The organism is Ewingella sp. AOP8-B2-18 (assembly GCF_052376015.1).
GTDB classification, from domain to species: Bacteria; Pseudomonadota; Gammaproteobacteria; order Enterobacterales; family Enterobacteriaceae; genus Ewingella; species Ewingella allii.
Window position 1 is genome coordinate 643,309 of the sequence record NZ_JBQSVB010000001.1, and the last position, 15,458, is coordinate 658,766.

At 55.4% G+C, this 15,458-nt stretch carries 11 protein-coding genes; 5 read left to right on the top strand and 6 right to left on the bottom strand.

Features of this window, described 5'->3' with window-relative positions:
- The first annotated feature begins 21 nt into the window (after nucleotides 1-21).
- The 4 genes from ACT3RR_RS02980 to hemB all read left to right on the top strand — a co-directional run bounded on the left by ACT3RR_RS02980 (nucleotide 22) and on the right by hemB (nucleotide 5,755).
- Entirely contained in the window at nucleotides 22-1,194 is a 1,173-nt protein-coding gene (locus ACT3RR_RS02980; RefSeq protein WP_496199702.1) for an ROK family protein, read from the top strand.
- 40 nt (nucleotides 1,195-1,234) lie between these two features.
- Nucleotides 1,235-2,668, top strand: coding sequence for a M81 family metallopeptidase (locus ACT3RR_RS02985; RefSeq protein WP_496199703.1), 1,434 nt, complete (start codon nucleotides 1,235-1,237; stop codon nucleotides 2,666-2,668).
- 39 nt (nucleotides 2,669-2,707) lie between these two features.
- Nucleotides 2,708-4,546, top strand: a complete 1,839-nt coding sequence (locus ACT3RR_RS02990; protein WP_496199704.1) for an ABC transporter ATP-binding protein — start codon at nucleotides 2,708-2,710, stop codon at nucleotides 4,544-4,546.
- 234 nt (nucleotides 4,547-4,780) lie between these two features.
- A complete protein-coding gene (gene hemB, locus ACT3RR_RS02995) occupies nucleotides 4,781-5,755 on the top strand; it encodes a porphobilinogen synthase (RefSeq protein WP_034789371.1) in 975 nt (324 codons plus the stop codon).
- Nucleotides 5,756-5,835: 80 nt separating this feature from the next.
- Here the strand turns inward: hemB and ACT3RR_RS03000 are convergent, their stop codons facing one another.
- The 3 genes from ACT3RR_RS03000 to ACT3RR_RS03010 form a co-directional block, all read right to left on the bottom strand.
- Nucleotides 5,836-6,855, bottom strand: coding sequence for a glycoside hydrolase family 18 protein (locus ACT3RR_RS03000; RefSeq protein WP_353501607.1), 1,020 nt, complete (start codon nucleotides 6,853-6,855; stop codon nucleotides 5,836-5,838).
- A 45-nt stretch (nucleotides 6,856-6,900) separates the two neighbouring features.
- Complete coding sequence (locus ACT3RR_RS03005; RefSeq protein WP_353501608.1) at nucleotides 6,901-7,566, bottom strand: acyl-homoserine-lactone synthase; 666 nt, start codon at nucleotides 7,564-7,566, stop codon at nucleotides 6,901-6,903.
- A gap of 104 nt (nucleotides 7,567-7,670) precedes the next feature.
- Nucleotides 7,671-9,974 carry a glycosyl hydrolase family 18 protein gene (locus ACT3RR_RS03010; protein ID WP_353501609.1) on the bottom strand — a complete coding sequence of 768 codons (2,304 nt, stop codon included), beginning with the start codon at nucleotides 9,972-9,974 and terminating at the stop codon, nucleotides 7,671-7,673.
- Nucleotides 9,975-10,262: 288 nt separating this feature from the next.
- Here ACT3RR_RS03010 and ACT3RR_RS03015 point away from each other — a divergent pair, with 288 nt between their 5' ends.
- A complete protein-coding gene (locus tag ACT3RR_RS03015) occupies nucleotides 10,263-10,979 on the top strand; it encodes a helix-turn-helix transcriptional regulator (RefSeq protein WP_353501610.1) in 717 nt (238 codons plus the stop codon).
- A gap of 59 nt (nucleotides 10,980-11,038) precedes the next feature.
- Here ACT3RR_RS03015 and ACT3RR_RS03020 read toward each other — a convergent pair whose 3' ends face one another.
- The 3 genes from ACT3RR_RS03020 to dalD all read right to left on the bottom strand — a co-directional run bounded on the left by ACT3RR_RS03020 (nucleotide 11,039) and on the right by dalD (nucleotide 15,289).
- A complete protein-coding gene (locus ACT3RR_RS03020; protein ID WP_353501611.1) occupies nucleotides 11,039-12,334 on the bottom strand; it encodes an MFS transporter in 1,296 nt (431 codons plus the stop codon).
- Between the two features lie 77 nt (nucleotides 12,335-12,411).
- On the bottom strand, nucleotides 12,412-13,881 hold the full coding sequence (gene xylB / locus ACT3RR_RS03025) for a xylulokinase (protein WP_496199705.1): 1,470 nt from the start codon (nucleotides 13,879-13,881) through the stop codon (nucleotides 12,412-12,414).
- A gap of 10 nt (nucleotides 13,882-13,891) precedes the next feature.
- A complete protein-coding gene (gene dalD, locus ACT3RR_RS03030) occupies nucleotides 13,892-15,289 on the bottom strand; it encodes a D-arabinitol 4-dehydrogenase (protein ID WP_353501613.1) in 1,398 nt (465 codons plus the stop codon).
- Nucleotides 15,290-15,458: the final 169 nt, after the last annotated feature.

Genomic DNA, 15,458 nt, shown 5'->3' on the forward strand with positions numbered 1-15,458 from the left:
TTTGAGAGCCCGGAAACAAATATGCTAACCACCTTACAACAACAGATATTAGGGGCTATCACCGCAACGGATGGCCTGAGCCGCACTGACCTTGTTCAGCTCTCCGGCATGAGCAAGGCCGCGGTCAGCGGGGTGGTGCGCGAGATGATTGACGCCGGACTGCTGCTCGAATCGCAAACCGTGCCGAGCGCGGGGCAGGGTCGCCCCTCGGTGCGTTTAACCGTCCACCCGGACGGCGCCTATTTCGCGGGCGTGTCGCTATTACAAGATCCGGCGCACATGGTGCTGATTAACCTGCATGGCGAGATCCTGTCGCGGGTGACATTCCCCCTCGACAATCAGCCTCAGCGGCTGGCGGATAACATCGCCACCGCGCTGCCGGAGCTGTTGGCGGCCCACGCCGACGCCGCCGACAAGCTGCTCGGGCTGGGGGTGACGCTGTCGGGCTTCATCGATGAACATCAATCCACCTGCGTGCAATCCACGCTGCTGAGCTGGCGCGACGTGCCGCTGGCCGACCTGATCCGCCAAAGCATTCACCAGCACTGCCCGACGATTAATCAGGGCGGCGGCATTGCCGTCGCCATTGAAAACGACGCCAAGGCGCTGGCGGTGAGTGAGAAACGCTTCGGTCACGCCCGCGAACTGAGCAACTTCACCCTGGTCAGCCACGGCGCGGGTATCGGTAATGCCCACTTTATCTCCGGCCAGCTGCACCGCGGTTTTCACGGCGGCGCGGGGGAGATTGCCCACTGCACCATTGAGCTGGACGGCCTGCCGTGCCGCTGCGGCAAGCGCGGCTGTCTCGACACGCTGGCCTCTCTCAACGCCATTATGGAGCGCGCTAAGGCTGAGGCTCTAGATGTCGAATCCTTGGCGGAATTGGAAAAGCTGGCGGCGCGCGGCAGTAACGCGGCAATTGGCATTTTGCATCGGGCGGGCACCGCGCTGGGCCTGGCGATTTCGCATCTGATTCAAATTAATGACCCGGACATGATCCTGATTGCCCATCAGGAACAGAGCTTCTCCGGGCTGTTTGGCACCGTGGTACTGCAGTCGATAGATGCCAACGTGCTGCCGGGCGTGGCCGGGCTAACGCCGGTCAAAACCTTCGCGCTTAATGACGATACCTGGGCGCGCGCTGCGGCAAGCATCCCGGCGCATCGTTTTTTGGTCGGCCTGAAATCTTGCTGAAACGTTTACTTTCACACTCTGAATTCTGAGGTTAAACACCATGCGTATAGCAGTCGGCGGTATCCATATCGAATGCAGCACTTACAACCCGGTGCTCAACGAAGAGAAAGACTTCCGCATTACCCGCGACGGGGCGCTGCTCGCCGCGCCTTACTTCAAGTTCTTGCAGGATTACCCGGCCACCTTCTTGCCAACCATTCACGCCCGCGCTATTGCCGGTGGCCCGGTGTCCCGCGCAACCTATGAAAAATTCAAAGCAGAATTTTTGAGTGGTTTGGAGGCGCAAAAGCCTTTTGACGGCCTCTACCTGCCGATGCACGGTGCGATGTATGTCGAAGGAATGGAAGATGCCGAAGGGGACTGGATCGCCGCGGCCCGCGAGGCGGTGGGCGACGACTGCCCGATCAGCGTTAGCTACGACCTGCACGGCAATGTGTCGCAGAAAATCATTGATGCGATTGATATGTTCTCCACCTATCGCACCGCGCCGCATATTGATACGGAAGAAACCATGCGCCGTTCGGTCGCCATGCTGATTAAAACCCTGCAAACCGGCGTCAAGCCGACCCTGCTGTGGGCACCCGTGCCCGTGGTGTTGCCGGGTGAACGCACCAGCACCGAAGATGAGCCAGCGAAAAGCCTGTATGCCCGCCTGCCGGGTATTGATGAGATTGACGGCATCTGGGACAGCTCGCTGATGGTCGGCTATGTCTGGGCTGACGAGCCACGCGCCACCGCGGCGGTGATCATGACCGGCACTGACCAAGCCGTGCTGGAGCGCGAAGCCAAAAAGCTGGCGCAGGCTTACTGGGACGCACGCGAAGATTTCGTCTTCGGCTGTGAAACTGACACGGTGAAAGCCTGCGTGACCAAGGCGATTGCCAGCCCGACGCGCCCAGTGGTGCTTGCCGACTCCGGCGATAACCCGACCGGCGGCGGCGTGGGTGACCGTGCCGACGTGCTGGCCGAGCTGATTGCCCAATATGCCGACGGCGTGATTGTTGCCGGTATTGCTGATTTACCGGCTACCGAAGCCGCATTCAACGCAGGCGTGGGTTCGCGCCTCAGCCTGACCCTCGGGGCGTCGCTGGACCACTCCAGCCCACAGGTAAAAGGCGAGTTCGAGGTGGTTCTGCTGCTCGACGCACTGGCCCCGGCTGACCGTCAGGCGGTGCTGCGCACCGGCGGCATTGATATCGTAGTGTCGGCGCGCCGTCGCCCTTATCACAACATTAGCGACTTCACCGCGCTGGAGCTGGACCCCCACAGCGCCAACATCGTGGTGGTGAAATCGGGCTATCTGTCGCCGGAACTGGCGCCGATCGCCAGCCCAAACCTGATGGCGCTGTCCAACGGCGTGGTCGATCAGTTTGTCGAGCGCCTGCCGCGCCTGCGCAAAGTGCGCGACACCTTCCCGTTCGACAAAGACTTTACCTACACGCCAGAAACCTTGCTTTCAGCCCGCAGCCGCTAATTGTTGGCTTAACCCGTTTGCCCTTGCCGGAGAAAGAACATGAACGCCACTACCCCGCAACAAGCCGCCGCGCCACGCCTGCCGGTGCTGGAAGTCAAAAATCTCACCACCTCGTTTCGTGGCGAAGATGATTGGCTGCCGGTGGTGCGCGACCTGTCGTTTGAGGTCTATCCGGGGGAGACGCTGGCGATTGTGGGCGAATCCGGCTCGGGCAAAAGCGTCACTTCGCTGTCGGTGATGCGCTTGCTGAAAGCCCAGTCGAGCAAGATTGAAGGGGTGGTTAACCTCAATCAGCGCAGCCTGCTGGGGCTGTCGGACAAGGCGATGCGCGACATTCGCGGCAACGAAATGGCGATGATTTTTCAGGAGCCGATGACCTCGCTCAATCCGACGTTTAGCATCGGCAGGCAGATTGCCGAAAGCCTGAAACGCCATCGCGGGATGTCGTCGAAACAGGCGCGGGCCGAGACGCTGCGCCTGCTGGAGAAGGTGCGTATTCCTAATGCGCAGGCGCGGTTTGATGAGTATCCACACCAGTTTTCCGGCGGTATGCGCCAACGGGTCATGATTGCCATGGCGCTGGCGTTAAAACCCAAACTGCTGATTGCCGATGAGCCCACTACCGCGCTGGATGTCACCATCCAAGGGCAGATCCTCGACCTGATTAAAACCTTGCAGGAAGAGGAGGGGATGGCGGTGCTGTTCATCACCCATGATATGGGCGTAGTGGCGGAAATCGCTGACCGCACGCTGGTAATGTATCGCGGCGAGTGCGTAGAAAGTGGCGAAACCGCCGAGATGTTCCATCGTCCGCAGCATCCTTATACCCGCGCCCTGCTGGCGGCGGTGCCGAAGCTTGGCTCAATGCAGGGGCGGCCTTGGCCGCTGCGTTTCCCGCAAATCGATCTGCAAACGGGCGCCTCGACCCAGCCGCTAGAAGTCGCCAATACGCCAGACAGCGGGCAGAAGCCGGTCTTGTCGGTGAAGAATCTCAGCGCGCGATTCCCGGTCTACGGTGGTTTGTTGAGCCGACAGGTGGGGGCGGTTCACGCGGTAGAAAACATCAGTTTTGACCTGTTGCAAGGGGAAACCCTGTCGCTGGTGGGGGAGTCGGGCTGTGGGAAATCCACCACCGGCCGCGCCGTCACTCGTCTGATGACCCCGCACAGCGGCGAAATCGACTTCGACGGCTTTGACGTGATGAACATTGATAAGCGCCAGATCCTGCAAATGCGCCAGCGCATTCAGATGATTTTTCAGGACCCGTTCGCCAGCCTCAACCCGCGCATGCGTATCGGCGACGCCCTCATCGAGCCGATGCTGCAACATAAGCTGCATAACCGCGCCGACGCCAAAGAGAAGGCCGCCGCGCTGCTGCACAAAGTGGGGCTGTCGCCGGACATGATGCGCCGCTTCCCGCATGAGTTTTCCGGCGGCCAGCGCCAGCGTATTTGCATCGCTCGCGCGCTGACCCTCGACCCGAAAGTGATTGTCGCCGACGAATCTGTCTCGGCGCTGGACGTGTCGGTCAAGGCGCAGGTGGTGAATTTACTGCTCGATTTGCAGGAGAGCATGAACCTTTCATATCTGTTTATTTCCCACGACATGGCGGTGGTGGAGCGGGTCAGCCATCGGGTGGCGGTGATGTATCTGGGGGAAATTGTGGAAATCGGCCCGCGCGCCGCCATCTTCGACAATCCTCAGCACGCCTATACCCGCAAGCTGATGGCTTCCGTCCCGGTGCCAGACCCGGCGCGACGCGGCCTGAAGCGCCATATGCAGGTGGAAGAGTTGAAAAGCCCGGTGCGCGACAACGGCTATGTGCCACCGATTCGCCAATATAATGAAGTGTCGAAAGGCCATTTCGTGCAGGTTTAACGCTATTTTACTGGCTATGTTGAACGCGGCGGGTGAGCTACCGCCGCGTTCAGACTGTCTATGGCAATGCGCCGATCGCCGCCGCAAGGTTTTCTTAACATCCCCTCACGTAAAGTTAATCCTTTCCTTAAAAGTTGTTATAAAATAGCGCTCTCGCTTTCGACGAGTTCCCTCGTCAGACTTGGTATGCGAACTACATTCAAAACGCAACAGGTTAATTTCTTAGGAGTTTTCATGTCTAACCAGTTCCCAAACTCACGCCTTCGCCGCCTGAGACAGTCCGATTCCATGCGCGCTCTTTTTCAGGAAACCGAATTTAGCGTGAATGACTTGGTACTGCCGATTTTCGTAGAGGAAGAGACATCTGAATACGTGCCGATCGAAGCCATGCCTGGTGTGATGCGTATCCCTGAATCCCGCCTGGCGTTTGAAATTGAACGCTATGCCCGCGCCGGTATTCGCTCGGTGATGACCTTTGGTATCTCCAAACATATGGATGCCACCGGCAGCGATACCTGGAATGAAAACGGTCTGGTGGCGCGCATGGCGCGTATTTGTAAAGACACCGTGCCGGAAATGATCGTGATGTCCGACACCTGTTTCTGTGAATACACCTCCCACGGCCACTGCGGCGTGCTGCATGACCACGGCGTCGACAACGACGCTACGCTGAAAAACCTCGGCAAGCAGGCCGTGGTGGCCGCCGCCGCCGGGGCTGATTTCATCGCGCCTTCTGCGGCTCAGGACGGCCAAGTACAAGCCATCCGCAGCGCACTGGACGAAGCGGGTTTTATCGACACCTCCATCATGGCGTACTCCACTAAGTTTGCTTCTTCTCTTTATGGGCCATTCCGCGAGGCGGGCGGCAGCGTGTTGAAAGGCAACCGCAAGCAGTACCAGATGAACCCAATGAACCGCCGCGAAGCCGTGCGCGAATCGCTGATGGATGAGCAAGAGGGCGCTGATGCGCTGATGGTGAAACCTGCCGGTGCTTACCTCGACGTGATCCGCGATATCCGCGAAGCATCGCGCTTACCTTTGGCGGCGTATCAGGTCAGTGGTGAATACGCGATGATCAAATTCGCTGCGCAGGCCGGTGCCATTGACGAGCGCGCCGTGGTGCGTGAAAGCTTAGGTGCCATTAAACGCGCCGGTGCCGATATCATCCTGACCTACTTCGCGATGGATATTGCTGAAAACGGTCTCTAATCGCTTGAGTCGTTAGCAAGAAAAGCCGGGCTTTGATGCCCGGCTTTTTTATCCGTTAAACACAGCGAATATCAGTCAGGTCATTCGCAACGGCGGTTTTTTGTTGCCGGGTGCAATTGATAATAAGCGCGACCATAGGGCTTACTATTATTAGTCGGCGGTGTAGCCACTTTCAGCCCGGAAACAAACAGTTGCGAATATTCACCTGAAACCCTCTGTTCCGGGTTACTGCTGGTTTCGAGATCGACATAGGTATAGCTCGATGGGTTATCTCGGTTAAATGACCAGATACCAATAAAGCTCAGTGGAGTGAGTTTGGCAAAGCGAGTTAGCGTATTGACATCGTCGAGCTTGAACATACTGGCATCATCGTTAAGTCCAATCATCGGCGTGATTGCTACCTTGCTTAATCGTTCTTTTTCAGTGAGATCGGGATAAAGCGGGGCAATCTGCGCACTGATGCTCAGGGCCGCGTCGACCGCTGCCTTACCCATGTCAGTTTGGGTCGAAGGGTCATTATCGGGATCGCCATAGTCCATTGCCATACCGTTTACGCTGAATTCAAAACCGGCATCTTTCGCCAGTTTGAGAATCGCGACGCCACTTGGATTCAAACCCGTAGGCATGGTTGGGAGGGTGAAACTGATTGCCACGTCGGGTTTGCGGCTGGCGACATTCTTCAGTGCAGCACAGATCTTTACGGCATCGAACAGGCCATTTTCCAAATCAAAGTCCAGCCCTTTGGCTTCGTAGAGTTCAATGGTGGTGATATAGATCTCTTCGAGTTCAGTAATGGAGAAATGGGTTGAGATATCAGAGTTAGAAGCCCCGCCAAATGAAATGATAACCGACAGCCCCGCGCTGTTTAGCTCTTGCGCGAGAGGGAGCGCCCAGTCTAAAGGCATGGCAGAACTGGCTGCCCAGCATGGCGTATTGGTTTCGGGATTCAGTGTGATAAAACCAAAAATCAATCCATCAATTTTCCATCTTAGCGCCCGCTCGTAATAGATTGGATTTGGGCGGCCCTGCGGATAATTTTGCCAGTCGCTCCATTGTGCATTAATCGTGACATCAATATAGGGGGTATATGAATTAGGCATAATAAATTCCTCGCATATGGTATTAGGTCTATTTTAAAAATGGGATCACAGAGTTTTATTAAATAGTGCATTATAAGTTTTAGTATTAATATTCATAAAAATAACCGTGGTATCGGTTTTGCCAATACGAATAACTTCGCCAACCCGATTAATGGAAATACCCTGAATCAAGAGCATTCTTTCAATGGCGGTGGTGGTGACAAAGACATAACGCGAAATATCATTGTGCTGAGCGTACATCACCAAATTGCGTAATAAGCGAATAACGGATTGCGAAAAGCCGTAACTTTTTGAGTCGGCATTTTTTTCAAATGAGAAGCGGGAAAGCTCGCAGACGCTGTCAGAGCTTGGCATTGGCTGCTCGCTTTGCCAAAGGTAGGGGAAGATTTCACTGAGCATATAGGGGCTGGTGGTCGGCAATAGCCTGACGCAGCCTTTAACATTATTATTAATGTCAGTGGTAACAATATATTGGGTTTGGTCATTGTCGAACTGATCGATTTCTAAATCATCAATGCTCGATACATCCCATTTGAGTCGTTGTTTAAATACGCGATGGCGTAAACCAAACATCGATAATAAGAGTTCTTGATTTTCCATTCCCCCAGAAATACAGCCATACAAAGAAGGGGGTGGAATATCTTTATTAAGGGTCTGGTGGCTGAGAGGAATAATCGTTCTCGCCAGCGGAATAATATCTGCTGTGCTCATGGTTAATTCTCATCATTTAAAGAGGAGTGCCTGCCGTAGCGGGGACTCATTTTTACCAGGAAAAACTGGGGAACAGAATGTTCCCCAGATGGAGTGTGACTTACTTACTTGTTATTACCCGGATTGCGGCCGCGTGGTGCGCAGGCTCTGCGAGACGGGCTGTTTGGCTGGCCGTCAGTTGGGTTAGCACCCAACTTGAGCCATGGTTCACCACCAGCCGAGTCTTCAGTGCCAGGCTCAGTGCCCTGCGTCCACCATTTCGCCACATAGTTGCTGCCTTTCCAGCTCACATGGTCGCCTTGGTTATACACAGCATTAGCATCCCATTGTGGGTAAGCGGAAGCGGGTTTCACAGTGACATCGTAAGATGCCGTGCTGGTCAGCCCACCCACGTCAGTGACGGTCAGTTTGAAGGTCAACTTCTCGTCAGCCAGCACCGATGGTGCGATATAATTCAGCGTGCTGCCGGTTACTGAAGTCGCCTTGACGTTAGCCGGTAGCGTCCAGAAGTAGCTTAATGGCTGGCCTTCTGGGTCAGACGATTTAGTCCCGCTCAGAGTACCTGAAGCGCCACTGTTAACGGTCTGGTTGCCAGAGACAGAAGCCACTGGTGGCTGGTTTGCTCCACCAACAACGGTGAAGGTATAGCTGCTTGTACCGGTTTTGCTGCCGTCGGACACGGTCAGTGAAACGGTGTAGCTGCTTTGGAAGCCCGTTTGCGGAACTTTTGCATAAATGATCGGGTCTGTCAGCCTACCCCTGAATTCCAGACCGGCTGGCACGCTCCACTGATAAGTGATGGGATCACCCTCTGGGTCGAAGGAATGAGTTCCATCAAAGGTCAACTCGGTCGCTGGTAAGACCGGGCTTTTCGGCCCTTCGATTTGCGCGACAGGGGCGCGGTCAACCGGATCTGGCGAGGTGTTGATGCCTTTGAAGTAGAACGGCGACATATCAATTTTTTGCGTGATAATCGGCGAGCCCAGACCTTCGCGAGCTGCGTTGACCAGCAAACCGTTGTCCTGATCGGCAGTCCAGGTAAACACGCCGCCCAGCCCTCTATTGCGTGCATAAGCCGCTTTAGCTTTGACTGAACGTGGTGTATCCAAGGACAGGAACAGCTTAGACGTTGAGCTATACAGGTAATCCGCATCAGCCACTTCATCGGTATAGAGGTCAAAGCCGTTTTTACCTTTTTGCGCTTCTAAATCGAGGTAGTTGTTGATGATGTCATACCATTCGGTACTACCAGACTCGAAAGTCCCCGTGGTGGTAGCCGCGCCCGGCTCATAGGTGCCGACCAGTGGAGAAAGTTGCGAGATAGAGGCATTGCGGGCGTTACGGGTGTAACCGGCATAGCCGATATTGATATTGCTTTGCTGAACACCCAGACCAATCAGGAAGTCCACGGCTGCGTCGGTGCCATAGGTGGTGGCTTCGGTTTTGTGCAGGTTAGTGTGGTGGTTCAACGCCGGAGCCCAAGGGGTGCCGAAGAAGTCATAAGTCATCAGGTTGATGCCGTTAAGACCTGCATCCAATAAGCCCGGAATGTCCGATTTTGCCAGAATGGCCGGATCCGCGGATGACGCGATACTGATCTTGGTATTCGGCAGACCCGCATTATTGAAGGCGTTGCGTAACTCTCTGATCAAATGCACGTAGTAGACGCTATCGTCTTCAGCATATGGGTTGTTGTTACCCGGCGCACCTGGGTATTCCCAGTCGATATCCACTTCAGAGAACATTGGGAAACGTTTAAAGATATCCACAATGCTGGATGTGAAGCGTACACGCTGGATTGGATCGCGAGCCATGTTGTAGAAACCATTACTCATGGTCCAGCCACCGACGCTGAAGGAGAGCACCAGATCATGGCCTTCGGCTTTGGCGCGTTTTTGCAGATCACGTAGACCACCGAGCACACCCTGAACTTTCTCCTGCTGGAAATCGGCAGGCATGGTGACATCTAGGTAGCTTGGAAAGCCGTTGTTAACGAAAGTCTGGGTATCGCCCCACACGTCAAGGAAAGTGACAGAGCCGTCCTGGTCATGCAGACCGAAGGCCGCGGCGCCATTAGCGATCGCGGTGGATTTCTCGCCCAGGTCGCCGAGAATACCAACGAAACCGATGATCAGTTTGTCGAAAGCCGTCGGTGCGACCAATGCAAGGTCAACGCCACGGCCCCGGTCAGCGGGTTGCTGGCTGCCTTGCAGACGGCCGTCATACTGCGACCAGTCTGTGTAGTAACCAAATACCTTAGGACGACCGGCGTTGTTGTACTTGTTGTACACCGGCTTAGCTACGCGGGCAGAGGTATAGCTGTATTTCTCTGTAGAAGTAGCGGGATCAAAACCATCGATGCGGTAGGATTCTTCTGTAGCAGCATCAGGTTTAATGATATTTGACATAAGTATTCCTTACATTTCGCTAAGAGATTAAGTTTCTATACCGAATAAAAATTCGGCTATAGAACCCGTTGAGATATTCCAGACTTCGAGAATGAGTTTGGACTCAATTAATATTTATGCAAATTAGCGATATTTTACTTAATCTTTATTGCTCATGGACTTATAGATAATAAAGAAAAAAAGTGATCAAACCTGACAGTTATTGCAGGTTCCTGAATGTGGAATAATTGACAGTTCCCTTAAGCTTTCTATAATCACAGCACGGCTCACCTTATGCGTGGTTAGAATATGATCAAAAGTGAGGATGTATATACTAAGTTTACCGATCTCAATTACCTGGTCGATGACCAAATAAAAATCAAACTTGATAGGTGGATTTACTCAATAAAATTCGATAGTTATGCCTATGTCATCGTGCCCACTACCGGCTTCGATGACCTCTTTATACTGGAGGGTTTTAATGCGGAATGGAGGCGGCAATATATAGAGTATGGCTTTAACAAAATCGACCCAATTATTAATAAAGCACAGCACTACCAGTCACCTAATATTTGGACAAGCATCGACTTATCTTTAGATGACCAATTTTTGAATTGCGCAAGAATACACGGCATTCGTTATGGCTATTCAATATCATTACCCTTGAACGAGAAATATATTGGCGTGCTAAGCGTGGTCCGAAAAGATGATTATTTTATTTCCAATAAGGACTCGATAAGTATTATTGGCATGATGTCTATTTATCTACAGGAGTTTAATAATTGTGCAGCAAAACACTTTAATAAGTCTAATGAAGAGCGGATTGTTTTACCTTCGTTAACCAGCCGAGAGCAGGAGTGCCTGCACTGGCTGGCCGAAGGGAAGACCAGTTGGGAAATCAGCCGAATCCTCTCCATCTCGGAAAGAACGGCGGTTTTCCACATTAATAACTGCATGTTGAAATTGGGGGCGAAGAACCGGGTGCAGGCGATCATGAAGGCGGTGAGGGCAAATGTGTTGAAGTGAAAGGATGAAAAAAGCGACATCAACAGATGCCGCTGCGCGACGAGCTCGGCGTTTTGCGCCTAACGGGTTGGTCGCTGTAGTAGGTTCGGGTCCAGCACCACGCGGCTCGCCGCTTTGGACGGATGCCCCGGCTGTTCCACTCTGACCATCAGGGTTAACACCGCAGCAATCAGGTAGAGTGCGGTATACACCCACACCACGCCGACAATATCAAAGAACGGCAGAATGATTGAAGCAATGGCGGGCGCCACAAAGTTACTTAGCCCGGCAGACAGGTTATAAATCGAAATGGCCGCGCCTTTATGGTTAGGCTCCAGCACCGGGAAAACGGCGGTCATGGGCACAAAGGCGGCGACGGTAATGCCTAACATCACGGCAGGGACTAGCGCGACCCAGAAATTATGCCCGGCATAGACCGGCAGATAGTAGAAGGCCAGGCTGGAGATTGCACAGCCAATACAGCCAAACCATCGCACCTGACGCAGCCAGCCAATTTTCTCGCCTAAAATTCCCCACATTACGTTCGTAAAAATCGTCACGAAGAAGAACACCGCCCAGATCTGTAGCCACTCCGACATGCTAAACCCAAGGCGGCCGACGAACAGCATCGGCATGATCACCGCGAAGCCAAACAGCGAAATGGTATTAATGATGCGAATCAGGCAGGAGAGGAAAATATTGCGATTGGTGAACAGAATGGTCACCGCGCGGCTGAGTTCGCCGAGTTTCTCTTTCGGGCTGAGATGGGCTTTACTGCTGGGTTTACCGACTTTTCGCAGCAGCGTCATCGCCATAATTCCGCCCACCGTCACCCAGGCAATAGCGAACCACAGCGTGCCGGTTTCGCCCATAAACGGAATGGTAAAGCTCGGCAGATAGCTCCCTACGCAGCCAATGCCGATGGAGTACATGGCCCAGAACCAGCCCATGGCGGAAGAAAGATTCTGCTTGGGCACGGTTTGCACCACCAACATGACGAACGAGTAGATAAACAGCGGGTAAGCCAGCCCGCGAATGCCGTAGAACAGCAGCATCAGCGGGTAATTCTTCATACCCAGCCCGAACAGCATAAACAGCGTGTGCATTACTATCCACAGGATGAAACCGATGCGCATGGCTTTCTGCGGCGTGATGATCTCCGCCACCACGCCGGAACTCCAGGCCGCCAATGCCGCCGCCAGTCCGTAAACCGTGAACACCACGGCGGATTGCGAGGCGCTGAAGCCCATGTCGATGATGTGTTTAGACAGAAAAGCCATTTCGAAGCCGTCACCGCTCATGAAAATGGCGATAGCGATGTAGCCCCAGAGCAGGTTCTTTGGTAAACCGAACCAGTGGGTTGCGTGTTTTTGCATGTCGAACTCCTGTGCTGCGTCGCCGCAGCGGCTGGTGAGTAGGGGCAGAGATGGGGCGCTTAGGCGCCCTCGGGGTGTTATTTTTGGGCGGTTCTCAGCGCGACCTGTTGCTGGTAAAGCTGCCGGTAGGTCTGCAATCGCTCGCGCAGCATGTCGCGGTTTTCGGCCTGCGGCTGGAAGCGGCGGGCGATCTCCGGCTTGCGGCACGCCTCGGCGACATCTCCTCCGGCAGCCAGCCAGCCCAGACGCGCCGCGCCCAGCGCGCCTCCGGCTTCCCCGCCGGAATGGGTGACAATCGGCAGGTCCAGCGCGTCACTGACCAACTGCGCCCAGCGATCGCTGCGCGCACCGCCGCCGACCAGCGAGCATTGTTGCAACTGAGTTCCTGCCTGTTGCATCACCGCCAGCCCGTCGGCCATGCCGAAAGCTACCCCTTCGAGCACCGAATATCCCAGCGTGGCGCGATCCGTGCTGTGGGTCATGCCGTGGAAAACGCCGGTGGCCTGTGGGTCGTTGTGCGGCGTTCTTTCGCCGGACAAGTAGGGCAGAAACAGCGGAGCCTGACGCTGCTGGGCCGGGCTAAGCTGGGTAATTTCCGCCAATAAGGTGGTTTCATTGCTGCCAATCAGCGTGCAGTACCAGCGCAGCGCGCTGGCGGCGGTCAGCATCACGCTCATCTGGTGCCAGCTGTTGGGCAAGGCGTGACAGAAGGCGTGCAGGGCCGATTGCGGGTTGGGCCGGAAACGGTCATTTACCGCAAACAGCACGCCAGAGGTGCCGAGAGAAATAAAGGCGTCACCCGGCGTGACGGCGCCAATACCCACCGCGCTGGCGGCATTATCGCCACCGCCGCCGGCAATGATCACGTTATCGCGCAGGCCCCAGGCGCGGGCAATATCGTTTTTCAGCGTGGCGCTGATTTCGCTGCCTTCCACCAGTCGCGGCATCTGATCGCGGCTCAAACCACAGGCCGCCAGCAGGGAGTCTGACCAGTCGCGCCTGGCGACATCCAGCCACAGGGTGCCAGCGGCGTCTGACATCTCCGACACCTTCTCGCCGCTCATCATCCAGCGCAGATAGTCTTTCGGCAGCAGCACGGAGGCGGTTTGCTCGAAAATCTGCGCCTCGTGGCGGGCGACCCACAGCAGCTTCGGCGCGGTAAAGCCGGGCATGGCCAGATTCCCCGCCACCTTAAGCAGTTCGGGGGCCGCCTGAGTCAGCTGCTCGCACTGCGCCGCGCTGCGGGTGTCATTCCACAAAATGGCCGGGCGCAAAACCCGCCCGTCGCGGCTGAGCAGCACCGCGCCGTGCATCTGGCCCGACAGGCCGATGGCGCGGATCTCCGCCCACTGCTGTGGCACTTTTTGCCGCAGACGACCCACCGCGCGCTGGGTTGCCTGCCACCAATCGTCGGGGTTTTGCTCCGCCCAGTGCGGCTGCGGGCGGCTGATTTCCAGCGGCTCACCGGCGCTGGCCAGCAGGTGGCCGTCGGCATCAATCACCACGGCTTTGATTTCTGACGTGCCTAAATCCAGTCCGAGATACATCGCTTTCCCCCTAGGCGCGCTTGGCGTCGGTCAGCCACTGGTTAACCCGCGATACCGACTGGCGCAGCAGATCCGCGAATTCAGTTTTACCGGCGAGGCTGCCAAACAGCTTGTCGTCGGCGGCAAAGCGGGCCAGCGGATCGGCGCTGTCGAACAGGGCGTGAACCGCCGCTGCGTCCAGAATGCCGTCCTGATACTCATAGGGCAGGCGACCTAAATGCCATTGCTGCATATAGACAAAGAACAGGGCGGGAAGCGCGGCGGTGGCGCGCGGCGTCTGCCCGCGCTGATAGCACTCTTGCAGCGTTGGGGCGATAAAGCCGGGGATTTTCGAGAAGCCGTCGGCGGCCACGCGCTGATTGGTGTCCTGAATATACGGGTTACTAAAGCGCTCCAGCACCACGTCGCGGTAGGCTTCAAGGTCCAGCGGGCTTGGCGTCAGAGAAGGGATCACATCTTCGGTCACATAGTCATAAGCCATCTGGCTAATAGCCTCGGTGCGGGTGCTTTCGTCAATAAAGCTTTGCCCCAGCAGGGTTCCGGCCCACGCAATACAGCTGTGGCTTGCATTAAGGATCCGGATTTTGGCTTCTTCATAAGGCAGAACGGACTCGACCATTTCGACGCCAACCTGCTCAAGTGGTGGGCGTCCGGCAATGAAATCATCCTCAACCACCCACTGGATAAAGGCTTCGCCCATTACCGGCGCGCGGTCTTTGATGCCGGTGGCCTGCTCGACGCGAACGGCCACTTCGGGCGACGGGCGCGGGGTGATGCGATCCACCATGGTGTTCGGGCTGCGGGTATTTTTCGTCACCCAGTCGAGGGTGCTCTGCTGCTGGCGCAGGGTTAAAAACTGCAACAAACCACTGTGGAATCGGTCGCCGTTGTGGCGCAGGTTGTCGCAGTTCAGCAAGGTCACTGGGCCGCCGTCATTGGCGATGCGTCGCGCCAGAATGTGGCTGATGGCGCCGTAAATGGTGCGGCAGCCGCCGTTGAGATCGGCCTGCACGTCGGCATTGCTTTGGTCCAGATTGAACTGGTTATCGAGGTAATAACCAGCCTCGGTCACAGTAAAGGAGATCACTTTGGTGTGCGAATCGGCCCCCTGAGCAATCAGCGCTGCTAGCTCGTTATCCCACGGGATGATTTTTTGAATCGAGGTGATGGTTTCGTATTCTCGCTCACCCTGCGGGGTCACGGTTTCCAGCACATATTGGCCGTTTTGGGCTTGCAGAGCCTCGAGCAGAGGCACGCCGTCTTGGCGAATATTGCCCAGCGCGATTGACCACTCTCTATGGCCTTCTACCAGCAAACGGTGCAGATACCATGCCTGATGCGCACGGTGGAATGAGCCGCTGCCGATATGCAGCCAGACGGAGGGGGTTGGGGTCAGTGAGGTGTTCATAGGATCTCCACTCGGGTTAGTCTTCGGATTTTTGGGCTTAAGCTCTTTTATTGGGCTTTTGCTCGAATAAAAGTAGCTTAATAGAACATTTGCCCTACAAGTGGGCTTAAGCTCACACTTTCCGATCTTGGGAGAATTTTGCTGTCACGGCGGGGTGTAAATGGCGATA

Bases quoted from the DNA above. Each gene is read 5' to 3' on its own strand.
- ACT3RR_RS02980 (WP_496199702.1), top strand. From the start codon at position 22: ATGCTAACCACCTTACAACAACAGATATTAGGGGCTATCACCGCAACG.
- ACT3RR_RS02985 (WP_496199703.1), top strand. From the start codon at position 1,235: ATGCGTATAGCAGTCGGCGGTATCCATATCGAATGCAGCACTTACAAC.
- ACT3RR_RS02990 (WP_496199704.1), top strand. From the start codon at position 2,708: ATGAACGCCACTACCCCGCAACAAGCCGCCGCGCCACGCCTGCCGGTG.
- hemB (WP_034789371.1), top strand. From the start codon at position 4,781: ATGTCTAACCAGTTCCCAAACTCACGCCTTCGCCGCCTGAGACAGTCC.
- ACT3RR_RS03000 (WP_353501607.1), bottom strand. From the start codon at position 6,855: ATGCCTAATTCATATACCCCCTATATTGATGTCACGATTAATGCACAA.
- ACT3RR_RS03005 (WP_353501608.1), bottom strand. From the start codon at position 7,566: ATGAGCACAGCAGATATTATTCCGCTGGCGAGAACGATTATTCCTCTC.
- ACT3RR_RS03010 (WP_353501609.1), bottom strand. From the start codon at position 9,974: ATGTCAAATATCATTAAACCTGATGCTGCTACAGAAGAATCCTACCGC.
- ACT3RR_RS03015 (WP_353501610.1), top strand. From the start codon at position 10,263: ATGATCAAAAGTGAGGATGTATATACTAAGTTTACCGATCTCAATTAC.
- ACT3RR_RS03020 (WP_353501611.1), bottom strand. From the start codon at position 12,334: ATGCAAAAACACGCAACCCACTGGTTCGGTTTACCAAAGAACCTGCTC.
- xylB (WP_496199705.1), bottom strand. From the start codon at position 13,881: ATGTATCTCGGACTGGATTTAGGCACGTCAGAAATCAAAGCCGTGGTG.
- dalD (WP_353501613.1), bottom strand. From the start codon at position 15,289: ATGAACACCTCACTGACCCCAACCCCCTCCGTCTGGCTGCATATCGGC.